This window comes from Robertmurraya dakarensis (assembly GCF_900156875.1).
GTDB classification, from domain to species: Bacteria; Bacillota; Bacilli; order Bacillales; family Cytobacillaceae; genus Robertmurraya; species Robertmurraya dakarensis.
The window spans coordinates 817933-836118 of the sequence record NZ_LT707409.1 but is presented as its reverse complement, the minus strand read 5'-3'; the positions used below and the strand labels follow the sequence as shown (position 1 = coordinate 836118).

At 38.9% G+C, this 18186-nt stretch carries 13 protein-coding genes; all 13 read right to left on the bottom strand.

Annotated elements, in window-relative coordinates:
- Nucleotides 1-184 precede the first annotated feature (184 nt).
- Entirely contained in the window at nucleotides 185-1150 is a 966-nt protein-coding gene (locus CZ487_RS13055) for an alpha/beta fold hydrolase (protein ID WP_077212572.1), read from the bottom strand.
- Nucleotides 1151-1411: 261 nt separating this feature from the next.
- Nucleotides 1412-2062, bottom strand: a complete 651-nt coding sequence (locus CZ487_RS13050) for a response regulator transcription factor (protein WP_077212571.1) — start codon at nucleotides 2060-2062, stop codon at nucleotides 1412-1414.
- Nucleotides 2062-3504: a PAS domain S-box protein gene (locus CZ487_RS13045; protein ID WP_077212570.1), complete on the bottom strand. Its 1443-nt coding sequence runs from the start codon at nucleotides 3502-3504 to the stop codon at nucleotides 2062-2064. The genes CZ487_RS13050 and CZ487_RS13045 overlap by 1 nt, the downstream gene beginning before the upstream one ends.
- Before the next feature lie 51 nt (nucleotides 3505-3555).
- Nucleotides 3556-5043 carry a PAS domain-containing sensor histidine kinase gene (locus CZ487_RS13040; RefSeq protein WP_077212569.1) on the bottom strand — a complete coding sequence of 496 codons (1488 nt, stop codon included), beginning with the start codon at nucleotides 5041-5043 and terminating at the stop codon, nucleotides 3556-3558.
- 260 nt (nucleotides 5044-5303) lie between these two features.
- The gene (locus tag CZ487_RS13035) at nucleotides 5304-6782 is read right to left on the bottom strand and encodes a PAS domain-containing sensor histidine kinase (RefSeq protein WP_077212568.1); all 1479 of its coding nucleotides are present in this window, start codon (nucleotides 6780-6782) and stop codon (nucleotides 5304-5306) included.
- A gap of 203 nt (nucleotides 6783-6985) precedes the next feature.
- Complete coding sequence (locus CZ487_RS13030) at nucleotides 6986-8764, bottom strand: ABC transporter ATP-binding protein (protein WP_077212567.1); 1779 nt, start codon at nucleotides 8762-8764, stop codon at nucleotides 6986-6988.
- A 262-nt stretch (nucleotides 8765-9026) separates the two neighbouring features.
- The gene (locus CZ487_RS13025) at nucleotides 9027-9407 is read right to left on the bottom strand and encodes a VOC family protein (RefSeq protein WP_077212566.1); all 381 of its coding nucleotides are present in this window, start codon (nucleotides 9405-9407) and stop codon (nucleotides 9027-9029) included.
- Nucleotides 9408-11394: 1987 nt separating this feature from the next.
- A complete protein-coding gene (locus tag CZ487_RS13015) occupies nucleotides 11395-13134 on the bottom strand; it encodes a thiamine pyrophosphate-binding protein (RefSeq protein WP_077212564.1) in 1740 nt (579 codons plus the stop codon).
- 52 nt (nucleotides 13135-13186) lie between these two features.
- Complete coding sequence (locus tag CZ487_RS13010) at nucleotides 13187-14188, bottom strand: zinc-dependent alcohol dehydrogenase (protein WP_077212563.1); 1002 nt, start codon at nucleotides 14186-14188, stop codon at nucleotides 13187-13189.
- 12 nt (nucleotides 14189-14200) lie between these two features.
- The gene (locus tag CZ487_RS13005) at nucleotides 14201-15001 is read right to left on the bottom strand and encodes an SDR family NAD(P)-dependent oxidoreductase (RefSeq protein WP_077212562.1); all 801 of its coding nucleotides are present in this window, start codon (nucleotides 14999-15001) and stop codon (nucleotides 14201-14203) included.
- Nucleotides 15002-15332: 331 nt separating this feature from the next.
- Nucleotides 15333-16331 carry a biotin synthase BioB gene (gene bioB / locus CZ487_RS13000; RefSeq protein WP_077212561.1) on the bottom strand — a complete coding sequence of 333 codons (999 nt, stop codon included), beginning with the start codon at nucleotides 16329-16331 and terminating at the stop codon, nucleotides 15333-15335.
- Nucleotides 16328-17029 carry a dethiobiotin synthase gene (gene bioD / locus CZ487_RS12995; protein ID WP_077212560.1) on the bottom strand — a complete coding sequence of 234 codons (702 nt, stop codon included), beginning with the start codon at nucleotides 17027-17029 and terminating at the stop codon, nucleotides 16328-16330. Before bioD ends, bioB begins: the two co-directional genes overlap by 4 nt.
- The gene (gene bioF, locus CZ487_RS12990) at nucleotides 17026-18168 is read right to left on the bottom strand and encodes an 8-amino-7-oxononanoate synthase (RefSeq protein ID WP_419865752.1); all 1143 of its coding nucleotides are present in this window, start codon (nucleotides 18166-18168) and stop codon (nucleotides 17026-17028) included. Before bioF ends, bioD begins: the two co-directional genes overlap by 4 nt.
- Nucleotides 18169-18186 lie beyond the last annotated feature (18 nt).

The window sequence follows — 18186 nt, the reverse complement described above, 5'->3', positions numbered from 1 at the left end:
ATGAATTTACCTCCAATTAGGAATTATTTTATTTTCATTGTTCAACTCTACATTTTCATTGTAGTAAGAACCGGTCCCTATCAAACCGCACTCTTTCACGAGGTCCACCGCACTGTTTTTGAAGAACACCGCAAGCTGATTGAGAACCCCCGCAAGGTTTTACGTATACTGATAAATAGAATGTCTACTGTTTTATCAAACTCAATATTTCATTAGCAATTAAACCCGGTTGATATTGATGGACTGAATGATTGGAGTCTTCCAAAACGATATGCTTCCCTGACGGCGACCAAGTAGATAATTCTTTCTGACTTTCAAGCCAATCTTCTTTGACCTCCCCAAAACTGTCTGCTGTTAATACGGTTAGTGGGACGTTTACACTTTTTTGCTCTAACACTTTTGCCGCATTGTTTTTGATCTGCCGCATCTCATCGGTTACGTTTTTATTCCCAAGCAGGCTTAGGTTCGATGCCTTATCCATTTCTTGCAATTTAGCAGGAACAAACTCCAGGTTGTTTCGTGTTCCATTTAACAAATCTTCGTTAATCGATACCAGCATTCTTAAAACACCGGAGGTTCGGAGAGATTGAATGACTTGCGAAAACCATGTAGCTGGTTTTTGCTCGGCATAAAATTCTGGATGACCTGCATCCAGTAAAACAATTCCTTCCACTTCCTCTGGATACTTTTGTGCATATCTTAGGGTCTCTAAGGATGCTAAGGAATGACCTACCAAAATATATGGAGCTTCTACCCCCGACTTTTGGAGCAAATCCCTAGTTTCCTCTACAATATTGTCAATCTCTCGCTTTCGATCAGTCATTTCACTGTAGCCATATCCGAATTTATCAATAACGGCATACTTTGTGTGTTTTTCAAGCTTTTCATAAAGCGGGTAGAAATCTACATATGGATTGGCAGTACCCCATCCAGAAAGAAACACAACAGTAGAGTCCCCTTCTCCTCCTTTGTAAATATGCATGTTATTTCCGAATACCTCATGCAGCTCTCCAACTGCCTTGTTCGTCTTCTTATCATTTGAGACACCGATTCCCTGATAGGTAAAACCTACCGCAAAAAAGAGCAGCAGGAATACAAAAGCAACCTTGAAAAATTTTCTTGTTTTCTTCCACTTCTTCTTTTCCTTCATACGTTATGTTCTCTCCCTTCCAATAAGATGTTTCGGGAGGAGTCGATGCCCTCTCGCTCATCTCATTGGTTAATGTTTTCTATATCCTCATTCTACTAAGATACAACCCTTGCAAAACCGCAACTCATTAGATGACCACCGCATAGTTTTCGAAAGAATTCCGCAATCTGATGTGGTGACACGACGAGATTTTGCGGCGTTAGGATAAGCATGTTGGAATGCACAAAAAAACTACCAGGATTTCCTGATAGTTTTTAGTATTTATTTTAATTCTTCCTCTGGTATTAACCCCAGTTTCTTGGCCTTTGCAATGGTATCAACTCTGGTGCGCACACCAAACTTTTGGTATAGGGCCGTCAAATTATATTCTAAGGATCTTTGACTCATGGCCAATGTGGACGCAATTTCTCGTGTACTTTTCCCTTTCGAAAGCTCTGAAAGGATTTGTTCTTCGTTGGCTGTTAACACTACTTTTTCGTTTGAATTCGAATGATCCGAGATGATTCCTGGTCTTCGTAATTCCCTAACTAATGAGAGTGGAAGGATGACCTGCTTCCTTAGCGCGCTCCGAATCCCGGCAACTAATTCATCCCTTGATGATGTTTTGGACAAAAAGCCAGAAACCCCCGCTTCCACCAACAAATTAAAATGAGGCTTGATATCAAAGCCAGTGTAAATTAAGACCGTTAAATCAGGATTAAACTTAAGCGCCTGTTTGGCTAACTCCAGCCCATTTACATGCGGCATGTATAAATCAAATAGCAGCACATCATAATGTTTGAGCTTGATTAAATTCATCGCATTTAATGAACTATTCTCAACCGTAATTTCAAAATCCGGTTCTTGTTCTAACAACATTTTCGTACCTTCGATGATCGACAAATGATCGTCTACAATTAAAATATGAACCATTAAACTATACTCCTTTCAAGATGGATAGGCAGTTCCAATTGGGCTAATAACCCGCTTCCTTCAGTAGGGGTGAGAACGATATTCCCTCCAAGACTTTGGGCTCGTTGGTTTACGCTTGCTAACCTTATATGGGTGGTGTCTAACCTCCCTTCACCTAAGTCGAACCAAGCTCCATCATCGCGATAGACCAGCTTCAATCGATCATATTCAGCGAACAGATCAAATTTTACAACGCCAGCTTTCGCGTATTCTTCTGCATGCTGAAGGAATTCTTGAACAATTCGGTAAATTCCAATCGTTTGTTCCTCACTTAACGAAAGCCTGGAGAGATCCGCTGATGTAAAAAGGATTTTATAGGTAGAAGTAAGTTGGACATGCTCGAACAAGTTTTCTAGAGAAGTTTTAAGCCCCAGCTCTCTTAAAAAAGGAGGACGTAAACGATTACAAGTGGCGCGTATTTCATGAATGATATCCAACAATCCTTGTTCTATTTGTATTAGCTTGGATTTTGCTTCTTTTTCAATTTCACTTTGTTTTAATAGTGATTCAAGTCTGCGATATAGGTCTATTTGATCCTGTAAAACCGTATCATGTAAATCACTTGATAACGTCATTCGCTGCTGTTCCTGAAGGTTAAACATCATGCGAAGCACCCATTGCGGTGTTTCATTCCTTGTTGAGGCTGTTTTTAGCTGCTCCATTAAATGTTCAATCATGTTTAAGCTTTCAAACACCATGGCAGAATAATGGACCAACGTTTCAATCCAAGTGGATTCCATTGATTCTCGAACCGCATTCGCTTCAAGTGATAGGATATAGGGACGCTGCTTTCGGTCACCTAGTTTGATGAAAATATAGTTACAGACTCTTACCATTTTGCCGTCGGAAAGATTTATGTCACTCCTAGGGAGAGATGTAAGAATCTTAGGATTGCAGTCTGGCAGAATGGTCACTAACTCTTTCATCATCCTATCTTCAAGATCGGTCAGCTTCATCACCGCAGTAAGATCATTTGAAAAGTTTTTTAAACTATTTTGTAAGACTTCATGGCGATTCTTATGATATTCAAGATCCATCTCCATTTCCTTGCGTTCCGTAATATCTCTTGCCGAGACAACCTGGAGATATTGTTCAGTACCAGGAAGCGGTGTTGTCTTACACTCGAAATACCGGATTTCCCCATTTTTTTTAACCATGCGATATTCCGTTGAATTATTTTTTCCAGAATCAAGTAAGTGTTTATGTCTATGCTCCATAAATTCTCGATCTTCGGGATGTACAATGATAAATACGCCCACATCTTTTAATTCATCCGGGCTATACCCTGTAATTTCATATACACTAGGAGTACAGTAGATAATATGACGATTTTGATCAACAATTAAGAGCATATCACTACTGTGATTCAAAATGGTTTCGAAGAATTGTTGGTCGTAATTCATAAAAACACCGCCTATTTTTGTCTTCCTACTATTAGTTTAGCTTAATGATGGCTATCTCGAACCGAAATAATCTTGCGTGTGGTCGCCATTTTTGTGTGGATGCAGGTTGGCTGCGATACGGTTAAGAGGAAGTGTCAAAACGGCATGAAAGCCTCCGCTGGGGTTTGAAGTCATTTCAATCTCACCTCCAAGACTTTGTGCTCTCTGGCTAACGCTTGTTAATCTCATATTAGCGGAACCGTCATCATCGATTATAACAATCCCAACACCATCATCCTGATAGACCATTTTCAATATGTCATTACTATAATGAAAATCAAAGGCAACGACAGCAGCTCTAGAAACCTCTTCGGCATGATGGAGGAATTCCTGCACGATTCGATAGATTCCAATCGTTTCTTCCTCATTTAGCGAAAGTGCTGTAAGTCCCTCTGCTGTAAAATTAATTTTATAGGTGGAAGAGAGCTGGATATTTTCAAACATAATTACCAAAGACTTCTCAAGTCCCAGCTCTCGTAAAAGAGGAGGGCGTAAATGATTGCAAGTCATCCTTATCTCATGAATGATATCGAGCAGCCCCTGTTCAACCTTCATAAGCTTTGATTTAGCTTCTTTTTCCATTTCATTTCCTTGTAAAAGAGTTGCAAGTCTTCGATATAAATCAATTTGATCCTGTAATACTGTGTCATGCAGGTCACTTGATAACGTCAATCTTTGTTGCTCCTGTATTTGAAACATCATCCGCAGCATCCACTGTGGTGTTTCTTTTCTATGTGCCGCTTTCTCTACCTGGTGCATAAGATTTCCGATGATGCTTAGATTCTCAAAAAGCATCATGGCATAATGAACGAGGGTTTCCAGCCATATGGTCTCCATGGATTCACGTACAGCACTTGCTTGCAGTGAAAGGATATAGGGATGCTCCCCTTGATCCCCTATTTTTATGAACATCTTGGTAGAACTCGTCACGATATATCCATCATCTAAGTCTGTAGCTTGATTGGGAAAAGCAGTCAGAATAATAGGATTTGAACCTGGGAGAATCGCTTCGATCTCTTGCAGCATGCGATCTTCAAGGTCAGCTAATTTCATAACCGAAGTCAGATCATTCGAAAAATTCTTCAGGCTATTTTGCAAGACTTCATGACGACTCTTGTGGTATTCAAGATCCATCTCCATCTTCTTGCGTTCCGTAATATCCCGCATTGACACAACCTGAAGGTAATTCTCTGTATCTGGCAGCGGGGTTGTTTTACACTCACAATACATGATTTCTCCATTTTTTTTAATGGTTCGATACTCTGAAGAACTTTTTTGTTTTGAGGTAAGAAGGTTTTGATGCCTTTTGAGCATGTATTCCTTATCCTCGGGATGCAGAAAGAAAAAGGTATCTCTATTCTTCCATTCTTCAGGTCCATAACCCGATAGCTCATATGCATTGGGGGTAATGTATACCACATGACGATTTCGATCACAGATCATAAGTACATCACTTGTATGGTTAAGAACGGTTTGAAAAAATTGGTCTTTGTCTTTCATAAAACACCACCTGACCTTTATCTATCTGTCCTTAGTTTACCTGATTTTGGTAAGCTTTGAACCGAAAAAATGTTGCGTGATGGGTGCATTTTTATTGATAAAGGGGGCCGGGAAATCTTTTTTAAAAGACAGTTTCATCGAATCTAAAAAGCTTCTTGGGGATCCCGGATTTTTTGGCAATACTTTCAAGAGATTATGTCAAGCCAAAAAAATAAACCCCTTTTGGAGGCTTATGGTTCAACGATCATATGGGTCGAACTTTAGAGACTAGTCGGTATTTCCAACCTAACACAGACCCCTTTTCCTGGCTCAGATTCGAATTCTATTTTACCGCCAAGGCTCTTAACCCGTTCTCTCATACCTGTAAGTCCTATACTTTTGAATGTAGGTGTCAATTTTTCAGCTTTGAAACCTTTGCCATCATCGCTATAATGCAAATGAAACAGATTTCCAACTCTATTAATATGAAAGTGCAGATTGCTAGCTTCTGAGTGTTTCACTGCATTGTTAAGTAACTCCTGGATAATACGGTAAATCCCGATTGTTTCTTCCTCATTTAAAACAAGATCGTCCGTGTGTTCCATTGTAAATCTAATTTTAAAAGATGACGTTAGCTGCATGTATTCAAATAATTGTTCTAACGAATGTAATAGACCCACTTCCCTTAACAGTGGCGGTCGGAGCTCATGGCAAGTCATTCTAATTTGGTGGATAGATTCCAATAATCCTTTTACCATACCTTGAAGTTGATATTTTGCTTCTCCCTCAAAATGATGTTCTTCTAAAATACCTTCAAGATTTCGATAAAGAAGCATTTGTTCTTCCAGCACCGTATCATGTAAATCACTTGATAATTCCATCCTTTGCTTCTCAGACAAATTAAACAATAATCGTAACATCCATTGTGGTCTCTCGTTTTTTTGAAGGGCATTTTCCAACTGATTCATTAAATTTTCAATCACGTTTAGACTTTCAAACACCATCACCGTATAGAAAATGAGCGTATCAAACCAGATGGAATCCATGGATTCTTTGAGTGATGATTCGTTAATGGAGAGAATGTGAGCTCTTCCCTTGCGTTCCCCTATTAAAATATGTAACAAATTGTGATCATACTGAGGCTTTCCAATCATCAATTCTGGCAAATAGTTAAGTAATCCATTAGGACAATCCCCTTCAAACCTTTTCGTTTCATGATGATAGATGACGATGGAAGGTTCAGCGTCTGGAAGGACAGTGTTTAATTCTTGAATCAGCCTGCTCTTTAAATCAGATACCTTTAAGACCATGGATAAATCTTGTGAATAATATTTTAAATGATTTTGTAAGAGCTGATAGCGATTCTTCCGCATTTCAAGCTCAGACTCCATCACTTTGCGTAAGGTAATATCTCTTATTGAGACGACTACCAGATCGTCTGGATCTTTTGGAACAGGCATGACTCTTGATTCAAGGTATTTTATTTCACCATTCTTATGCAGCACTCGATATTCATCTACCCTCGGTTCCTTATGGGCAACGACTTCTTGGTGCGAAGTGATCAGTCTATCGCGGTCTTCAGGAAAAACCGGTTCAAATGCATTCTGTCCTACAAATTCATCGGGTCGATAGCCTAATATCATTTCTAATGAAGGTGTGACAAACTGTACGATTTGGCTTTTGTCAACAATGACAAGAATATCTTGTGTGTGTTGCGTGATCGTTTCGAACTCCCAGTTTATAAAGCTCTTGTTCTCCAAGTATTCATCACCCGCTTAAATTTTACCTATATATTCCATTTTACAAGATAGAAGGAAAAGAGGATAGATGAATATTTCATTCTTTTTCAATTATTTTTCGTCAAGAATGGGTTAAGAAAAAGAGGTAGATCAACTATGTATAATATCGCACTGAATATAGCATTGAGCCCATCCTCTCTCGAGAATGGACTCAAGTTTTTTAGCTAGACCGCTTGAATGTTTCGTACATTTTCATTATTGGCATGTGTTAGATTTTGTTTTGCCATTAACTCTTTATAGGTTCCATTTAATTGAAGAAGATGATAATGATTTCCTTGTTCAACGATTTTTCCATCCTTTAATACAAAAATCGTATCAGCGTGGACAATGGTTGAAAGTCTATGGGCGATCATGATCACCGTTTTATCCTTTCCAATCTGATGAATCGATTGTTGAACGAGCTCTTCACTTTCATTATCAAGCGCACTTGTTGCCTCGTCTAATATAAAGATGGAAGAATCTTTTAGAAACACCCGAGCAAGGGCAATTCTTTGCTTTTGCCCGCCAGAAAGCTTGATTCCTCTTTCCCCAATTTCTGTATCATATCCATCTGGAAGCTTCGTGATAAAATCGTGTGCATATGCTTTCTTTGCCGCTAATTCAATTTCTTCATCTGTTGCATTTGGTTTCGCCATTTTAATATTATCTTTGATTGATGTGCTATATAAAAAGTGATCCTGTGTCACAATCCCCATTTGCTTTCGTAAACTTGAAATGGAATAATCCTTAATATTCCTTCCATCGATGTTCACTTCACCCGAATCAGCATCGTACATTCTCATGAGAAGCTGTAAAATCGTACTTTTCCCTCCACCACTTTCCCCAACAAATGCATACGTTTTCCCTTTATCCATAGTAAAATTCACATTTTTCAATACTTGTTTCGAAGAATGATAGGAAAATGAAACATTATTAAAGGTTATGGATTTACAAAACGTATTTAATTCAGTCGGCTTTTCTTTTTCTTTGATGTCCTGAGAGAGATTGAAAAAGTCAAAGATCCTTCCAAGGGCCACACGTCCCTCTGTGATCACAGGTAACGCTTGAACAAGCGCCGCAACAGGACTTCGCATTTTTTCAACATAAGCAAAGAAAGCTATGAGACTGCCAACCGTTAGGCTGCCATCGATAACAAACCAACTGGCAATAAGAGCAATGATAAGTGGGGTAAAATCAATCAACACATTTACGGTGGCCAAAGAAATAGCATTAATTTTTGCATGTTTATCCGTTAGCCCTTCATACTTTGCCAGACGTTGATCCAATTCCTGTTTGTCACGTTTCTCGGATAAAAATAATTTAGCAAGCAGAGCACCTTGAATTTTTTCAAAAATAAATCCATTTAAGCTGGAACGCTCATTCATCATATTCTTTGTCGATGTCTTAAAGCTTTTTGAAAAGTAGTGTGCAAGTAAAAACTGAATAACAATCAGTAAAATAGAAATCATCGCAAGTGTTGGGTTAAGAACAAGCATAATGGTAACCACTGTTCCCAGTACCATCATTTCAATCACAATATTTCCATAGACTGCTGTTAAATACCCTTTGACCTTCTCGACATCATCAAAAAAACGAGTGCCTATCTCACCACTTTTATGATCTGTAAAGTATTTGGCATCCAGCGAATGAATTTTATCAAAAATATTCTGACGAAGTTTCTTGAGGATATGGTTATTAGCGGTGTGGATACAATATTGCCGTACATACTCCATGGGATAGCGAATGAATAAGAAAATAAGTACCATACCGATCGCAATTAGTATGAGCTTTTCAGCTTTTTCAGAGTTTGTATACGTGCCGCTTTGAAGTAAAACATCAAATATATATTTTAGGATCAAAGGAACAGACAGCGGAATCAAAAAGCGAAACACGCTCCCGATGAACCCCCAGAAATACAACCTTGCTTCCTTTTTTACATAAGGTAGAAACTGTTTGTTAAACATTTGATAACCCCTCTCATAACGTTAATTCCAACTTTTCTATATTTAACTTACCTTTTTTAACGTTGCTTCAGAGCGCAGTATTTCCGCAAGAAGTCCGCAAATACTTATCGCTAAAACTCACATTCTTTTCGGAACTAACTGTTATGGAGGGGGAATATTGCCTTAAGGGAATAAAAATATGCCTGTCCCATGTGACGCTGCACTTCACACGGGACAGGCAATAAATTTTGTTGCATTTCCATTACTAATAAGGTGGACGGCTCTACTTTCGTTCCATTACAGCAAAATAGTTCTCTTCATTATCAGCAAAATTAAACACCTTACCGGATGGCATATTTACAATCTCTCCGACTGTAATTTTTTTATTCAATAAGTCATTGTGTAATTGTTCGAGATTCTCCGTGAAAAACATTAAAGAAGGAGTATCGAGATTTAATCCAGGAGACATTTTAGAAACGAAATCCTTATCGTGCAGTATGAGGCTGGTTTCTGCACCTTTTTTTGGAGCAATTTCAATCCACCTCAATCCCTGATTATTGTTCTCTTCAGCTACTACAGTAAAACCTAATTTCTCTGTCCAGAATTTCACTGCCTCATCTTGGTTATTAACATACAACATAATTTGACCGACTTTACTAAACATATTCCTTTCACTCCCTTATAAGAAAACTTTGTTACTTTTTAAATTCATAATATTCTTTATTGGAAGTAAAAAATCCTCCATCAATTGACCTGCTCCGGTTCGGTGAAGTAAGTTTTTACATAGGTACCCTTTATTGTTACATTTTCCCTTCTTTGATCCATGACCAAATTCGATAACTACCCAAAATGGAAACTAAGAAAAGGATTCCCATTAAGAATACCCAAATACCTAATTCATTTATTTCTTGTAAACCTTCTACATTTAAAGCAATGAAAATTGAAAAGGTTGCAAACATTAGGTAACAAATTACATTGGGTATAATCCATCCCAACCCTTAATTTTGTATTCTTCAAAACGTCGACCCCTTTATTCAAGCACCTAACATAGTTACAATAATTTCAACAAAAATAAGCGTTAATCCTTCTAGATTAACGGGTTCTCTTTTGAAGGGGACAAAACTTTTTAAATAACTTATGAAAAAATATAGTGATTCGCATTGTGAATCGGAGAATTGAATAAGGGGAGAATTTCCGCCTATAGTATAGAGAGTAGGCTAAAGAAGCTGAGATTAGGGGAGATATTCCCCTTAAATTCTCTAAATAAGACAAAATACAAGGATTTGAATCATATAACGGGAAAAACTCCCTCTATTTTTTAGGAAATATGGATATTACCCTATTTAGCGGGAATTTCTCCGTTTATTTTTATACACAGGAAAATCTAACAAATTCACTAGCAGGGAAAAGATCATTTTAGTACATATCTTCATTAAATGCCTGATTCAATCCGGGAGGCGATTATATAAAATATGGTCGATAGATAAACTGAACTAATTAATCCTGAAATACTTAAAATCTTAAAAGTACGTCTAATTAGCGGTTTTCTCTCAAAGATAATACAAAAAATAATCGATAGTATGAACATAAAAAAGGTAAACATAAAAAATGCAATGATGTCCGGTTCAATTATATATAAACCAATACCTAGAATAATTAAACTTAAAAACAAACTTACGATAATCTCTAAAATATGTTTTTTCATATTTTACCACCTTCGTTTTTTCTTAACACGTTAACTTCTTGACTTCGACAAAAAACAACTAGAATCCCTTCCTGTATTAAGCAGACCCTAGACACCAACAAAAAAGGCAATCCCTCTTATTTGAAGGATTGCCCGGTTACTTCACTATGCAAACTGTAAAGGAATATCTCTGTTAAAAGTATCCTATCGGGTTTTCACCTCTTCTATGAAGACCATTTACTGGTTCCGCTGATCCTCTTTCGGTTCTCATTCCTTTTATGAAGACCATTTACTGCTTCCGCTAATCCTCTTTTGGTTTTCATTCCTTCTATGAAGACCATTTGCTCCTTCCGCTGATCCTCTTTCGGTTCTCATTCCTTCTATGAAGACCATTTGCAGCTTCCCCTAATCCTCTTTGGGTTCTCATTCCTTCTATGAAGACCATTTACTGTTTCCGCTAATCCACTTTCGGTTCTCATTCCTTCTATGAAGACCATTTGCCCCTTCCGCTGATCCTCTTTCGGTTTTCATTCCTTCTATGAAGACCATTTACTGGTTCCGCTAATCCTCTTTCGGTTCTCATTCCTTCTATGAAGACCATTTACTGTTTCCGCTAATCCTCTTTTGGTTTTCATTCCTCCTATGAAGACCATTTACTGTTTCCGCTGATCCTCTTTCGGTTCTCATTCCTTTTATGAAGACCATTTGCCGCTTCCGGCTGAACCTCTTTTGGTTTTCATCTCTTCTATGAAGACCATTTACTGCCTTCGCTAATCCTCTTTCGGTTTTCGTTTCTTCAACATCATTACCTTCCCTTTATTGGAAAAAATTCTTTAGAACATTCCTGCCCTAGCCACCAACAAAAAAAGGCGATCCCTCTTATTTGAAGGATTGCCCCGTTACTTCAATATGCAAACTGCAAAGCCATACCTCTTTTGAAAGTATCCTAAAAGCAATTGCTATTATCTTAATCCTCCAAAGAAGTTGCTAAATTAAACATGACCTTTTTATAACTTTCCTTATCGGTTGTTCTAACGTCAATGACAACTGGTTTGCCGGATGCAAAAGCTTCGTCCAGTGTTGACTGCAAATCATTTGGATCCTCAACCTTAAAACCTAAGCAGCCCATGGCTTTTGCAATTTCTGCAAAATTGGTATCTTCATATTCTGAAGCGATTATACGGTCTTTCTGGGCATTCTTCACCCATCCTAATACGGAATTATTCATGATGATTGTAACGATTGGAATACTATATTGAACCGCAGTCATTAAACCATTCATGGTCATCGCAAAGCCTCCATCACCTGCGATGGCGATTACTTTCTTGTTAGGATATACTAGTTTAGCAGCTAACGCAGAAGGAATTGCATAGCCCATTCCTCCAGCCGAGGCTGGCAGAATGATACTGCCGGGAGATTTTGACTGAAAGTAATGAACGGTAAATACTCTGTTTTCCCCCGCATCTAACGTAATCATGGTATTTTCATCAATATAATCATTAATTTCTTTCAATAATCTCTGCGGTTTGATTGGCGTATCATTTGACTCCATTTCTTCCGCATACATATAATTCAGTTCATTTTTTAACTTTACAATCTGATTTACTCGTTCTCTGACAGTTTCCTGATCAGCCTGTACTTCTCCATTTAGCAGCTGTATCATATCTGTCAAAATCTGTTTGGCATCGCCCACGATTGGATGGTCAATTGGGAAAGTCCAACTAGTATGCTTAGGTTCAATATCAATTTGAATCAAGGTTTGTCGTTCTGGGTCTATCAACTTTTTAGCATGATTACAAGTATCGGTCGGTGCTAATTTTGAACCGATCACTAATATCACATCAGATTCCGATAATAATTTATTACTAACTTGAAGTCCCCAGTTTCCAATAACGCCGACTGCATTCTGATGAGTTTCTTTAATAGCACTTTTTCCACTTGCGGTTGTACCTACCGGGGCTCCTATTAATTCAGCGAGCTGCTGAAGTTCTTCATAAGCATTAGCCACTTTTACTCCATTCCCCGCAATAATGAATGGGTTTTTCGCATGAACGAGTTTGTTTAATGCATCGATTAATAGCTGTTTATCCTGCGTATTATTTTGATTGACAAGATATTTCTTTGTATGATAAATGCTTGGTGATCCTTCAGGGTCAACTTTTCCATTGATTGCAGAACTATGAAAAACGACGGCTGCAGGCCCTTGATTTCCTTCTGTGGCATGTTTGATGGCCAGTTGCACACTTTGTACAGCCTGCGCTGGATGATGAACTACAGTAGAATATTTGGTAGCTGCTTCCATCACTTTTTTCACATCATAGCCGCCGTATTCCCCTGTTCCCGCTTGATATGATCCATGGTGTGAATAAGGTGCATTATCGGTCATATCTGTTAAAATCAACATCGGTGAACTCCCTTGAATCGCTTCAATTGGTCCCATCATGCCGTTCGTAATGGTCCATGCACCTTGTGCGGTAAATACACCAGGCTTTCCTGTCAATCTCCCATATGTTTCTGCCATAATACTGGCAACTTGTTCGTGTCTGACAAGAATGGGCTTCACGGAGGATTCTAACATGGCATCATATAATCCACCCATATAGCCTCCCGGAATACCAAAGACGTATTCCGTTTCTATTTCCTCAAGAACTTTTACGACAGCAGCCATCGTCTTCATTTTTTCGTTAATCGTTGACTTTAGAGCCAATCAAACCACTCCTTTATATAGTAGATTGAATTTTCAAAAAACAATAGCGAAACTAGGGCTTTAATATAGGTTTTAATACCTTTTGACTTTTAGCATCTCTAAAAGCCGCGTGACCATCATTTAAGGAATAGATACGAAAAAGCTTTCTCATCTGTTCCTTGTTAGTTGTTAATACATCGATGGCGCTATGAAAGTCTTTTCTAGTAGATCCGTAACTTGATAAAACATTTATTTCACTTCTGACGATCACGTTCATTGGCAGTTCCACTTTTTGTTCATAAAGTGCTACTACTACCATCATTCCACCTTTTTTTAACCTTTTAATCGCATTTTCTGCCGCAATGGAAGATCCTGAACATTCGTAGATATAGTCAAATCTGTTATCACGAACATCAACGTTTTCAAAAATTTCGGTATTTATATCAAACTTTTCAGCAAGACTTAGTCTATGTTCCCAATCTCTTTGAAGTCCAGAAATCGTTACGTCAGCACCTCTGTTTTTTGCTGCAATGGCGGTAAACATACCGATAATCCCGCAGCCTTGGACCAATACTTTTTTTCCGAGCATTTCATCACCAATTCGTCCAACGGCATGGATAGCAACGGAAAGCGGTTCCGTTAAAGCTGCAATATCAGAAGGTAACTCATCAGGTTTCAGCAACACTTGCTGAGCTTTCACTTTTGCATATTCCGCCATTCCCCCATCTGTCCGCAATCCGATTCCAGTGATGTTTGAACAAATATTTTCTCTTCCATTTCTGCATTGCTCACATTCATCACAAAAAACTCCTGGCATAATGATAACTCTTTGATTTAGTAGTGATTTATTTTCTTCTGATCCTACCTTAGCAACAATGCCGGAAAATTCATGACCGAGAATGATCGGTTTCGGTACAAATTCATATCCTTTCGCATGGCTGGCGGCATGAAGATCACTTCCACAGATTCCGCAATACTCTACTTTTATCAATAGTTCATCTGCACTGATGTTGGGAATATCCCTGTTTTCTATTCTAAATTCATCTTTTACTTCCGTCTTTACTAATGCCTTCATTCTTCCACCACCTTAATGAACTAGTCCTCCAGTCACATCAATCACAGTCCCTGTTACATAATCAGATAAATCCGTTGTTAAAAATTCAATCACATTTGCGCAATCTTCTGGTGTGCCCAGACGTTTCAAGGCAGTTTGTTCAGCATATGTATGTACGCCCGCTTTTTCAAATTGTTCCATTAATCTTCCAGTCCCGATATAACCCGGTGCAATCGCATTCACGGTAATATTATACGGACCCAGATCTTGAGCTAAATTTTTTGTATAATTAATGATCGCGGCTTTTGCAGCACCATAATGTGAATAAGTGCCAGTCACATTGGCTTTAATGCCAGCCACAGAAGTCACAGTGACGATTTTTCCATATTTTTTCTGTTTCATATGTTCTGCTACAGCTTTAACACTATAGATTGTCCCATATAAGTTTCTTTCCATGACCAGCTTTAAGTGTTCTGCATCCATAGATGATGCAGCATTCCCCCTCATAGATCCCGAGCCGCCACCTGCATTCGCTACTAAAATATCAATTTCACCTAAGTTTTCTCTTATTTTATTGATAGCGTTATTGACTTCCTCTTCATTTGATATATCTGCCTCTACCCCAAGCGAATTTACGCCAAGGTCCTTAATTTCATCTACTACACTGTCATATTGTTCACCAATCTTTTCTCTATCAAAATGGCGATAAGATTTCAGGTCGATATCGATGATTGCTACATCTGCTCCTAAGGAGGCCAGTCTAAGAGCGTATTCTCTTCCTAACCCTCTAGCTGCACCAGTAACGAGCGCAACTTTTCCTTGAAGTTTCTTCATCCGTACCACATCCCCCTTTTCCATTAAAAAATGAAATGAATTCACTAATTGATATTCTAAATTTATTTAATTATACACTTTTTGTCAGTTCGTTGTCAGAATATTATGAATAAAATTCAAAGTTTACCCCTTTCATTAAGCAATGAAAAGTTACCCATTCAGTCAGAATTCTATCTAAAGTTTCAAAACAATCTTTTGATTTCCTCCAATTCCAATTATGATTGCCTATTTATCTTAAAACTAATACATCTATTAAAAAAGAGCCTCAAACACACAAGCTTTTATGCCCTACTTGCGTATTTTGGCCCTTTTTTATTCATAAATGCATTTTTTATACTAAGCTCGAATTCATTTCATCCACGGTTTCTACTTCAAATCCGAGATCGCGCAGCATTTTATAATCATCCGTTTCTTCTTGTCCTGCTGTTGTTAAGTAATCACCAACAAAGACGGAATTAGCTGCATATAGCCCCATTGGCTGAAGAGAACGAAGATTCACTTCCCGGCCCCCGGAGATCCGAATTTCTTTTGTTGGATTGATAAAACGGAATAATGCGAGGACTTTTAGACAATATAATGGGTTTAATTCCTTTACCCCTTCTAGCGGAGTTCCGTCAATCGCATGTAAATAATTGATCGGGATCGAATCAGCATCAATCGCCTTTAAGCTATTCGCCATATCCACTACATCCTGCCTTGTTTCTCTCATCCCTACAATTACCCCCGAGCATGGGGACATACCAGATTCTTTCACCATCTCCACTGTATTTACGCGGTCATCATACGTATGAGAGGTGGTGATATTGGCATGATTGTTAGCTGATGTATTAATATTATGATTGTAACGATCCACCCCGGCTTCTTTTAGGCGGGAAGCCTGCTCCGGCTTCAATATGCCCAGACAGGCACATACTTTTAATCCATAGGTATCTTTTATTTCTTTGACCGCTTCAACCACATGATCAACCTCTTTATTGGAAGGTCCTCTGCCGCTTGCAACAATACAATAAGTACCGACATTTAAATCATATGCCCGTTTGGCTCCCGCTAGCAGGGTATCTTTATCTACCATTCTATAAGTGTTAACCGGTGCTGATGAAATAGATGATTGCGAGCAGTATCCGCAATTTTCTGGACAAAGCCCGGATTTCGCATTCATAATCATATTTAGCTTTACTTTTTTCCCGTAATAACGCTTTCTTATTTTAAAAGAAGCATGCATCAGCAATAGTACATCATCATCTGGACAATCCAAGATGGAGAGTGCCTCCTCATTGGAAATTCCCCTTCCCTCTAACACCTTATCAGCGAGATCCATCCACTTGTTCATCTTACTACCTCCAATTGATTTAATAATAAAGTAATATCGATATGTTCTTTCACCATGTTTTTAACGCTTTCCTTCGTCACTACCTCAAGCTTTGGGGTAACTCCTAAAATGGGGACACCACACCACTTTCCCATCAACTCCGAGTTTGTCATCTCGGCAATGTCGGGTTCCTCACTTTGACCATTAATCACAATACCAGCAATCGCCAGCCCCATGCTTTTTGCGTATTGAATCGTTAGATACGTATGATTAAAGGTTCCTAGATTTGGTCGGGCGACGATCACGATTGGAAGCTCCAAGGCCTTGATTACGTCACTGACCAGATACTCTTCTCCTAATGGAACGGAAATTCCGCCAGCTCCTTCAACAATAAAAAATTCGTGTTTTCCCCGTATCTTTTCCCAATGATCTTTGATCTCTTCCAACCTGACCTGCTTACCCTCAAGCTTTGCTGCCATATAAGGAGCTAGCGGTTCTTTGAATTCAAAAGGGGTAATTTCCTCATGTGTCAAAGAAGTTTGCGAGAGTTCCTTTAATAAGCTGGTATCACTAGCAGCATCCTCACGAGGAATACCGCTTAGCATCGGCTTAAACACCCCGACATCGATCACCATTTCTTTTAATACGCCTGCAAGTCCACTGGAGATCACTGTTTTTCCTACATCTGTATCTGTTCCTGTTACAAAGAATCCGTTCATAAAATAATGTTCAACTCTTTTCCAATGGAATAAAAGCATTCTAGTAAGTAATCAATATGTTCTGGTTGATGGTCAGAAGTTACTGTCAGACGAATACGGCTCTCTCCATCCGGTACGGTCGGCGGGCGAATCGCTGGGGCAAAGATTCCATTTTCCTGGAGCTTTTCTGCAAAAAGAACGGCTTCATGAGACCCCCCAATCATCACCGGTATAATCGGTGTACAATCTCCAATGACGGTATAGCCCATTTCTCGTAAACTTGTTTGAATTTTTTTCACATTTGATAGTAATACCTTCTGCTTTATATTTCCTTCTTCGATGATCTCAAAAGCCGTACAAGAAGCAGCACAGATCGCAGGCGGCATGGCCGTTTGAAAAATAAAGGTTCTCGCATGATTTAGAAGGAATTCAATCAGCTCATTCGATCCGGCAACAAATCCCCCTTCTGTTCCAATCGCTTTGCTTAATGTTCCAATCACGATATCAGGCTGGACACCGAAATATTCAGATGTCCCCTTTCCATTTTCCCCTAGAACACCTGTCGCGTGAGCATCATCTATAATGACGCACGCATCATACTTTTTTGCCAATGACATCAGTACATCAAGCGGGACAATCGTTCCATCCATGCTAAAAACGCCATCTGTCACAATGAATCTCCGCCGATAAGAAGATGATGCCATTAATTTTTTTTCAAGATCCTCCATGTCAATATGCTGATAAACCACCGTATCCGCTTGAGACAGCCGGCATCCGTCAATAATACTCGCATGGTTTAAGCGATCACTTAAAATGACATCCCCTTTTTCAGGTAAAGAAGAAAGGACCCCAACATTTGCTAGATAGCCGCTGGAAAAGAGAAGTGCTGCCTCTGTTTCCTTAAAGCTGGCAATCTTTACTTCGAGACGATGGTGCCAGTCGGTGTGACCGGTGATTAACCTCGATCCGCTGCTGCCAACCCCAAACTCACGAAGAACCTTTTCAGCTGAATGAACCAATCGTTCCTCATTTGCCAGCCCTAAGTAATTATTTGAGGAAAAGACAAGCATTTTACGCCCATCGATCCACATTTCAGGACCCGGCGGTGTGTTCATCGTTCGCAGCTCCCGATACAAACCAACATCTCTTGTTTTATTCATCCGATCGCTGACATATTG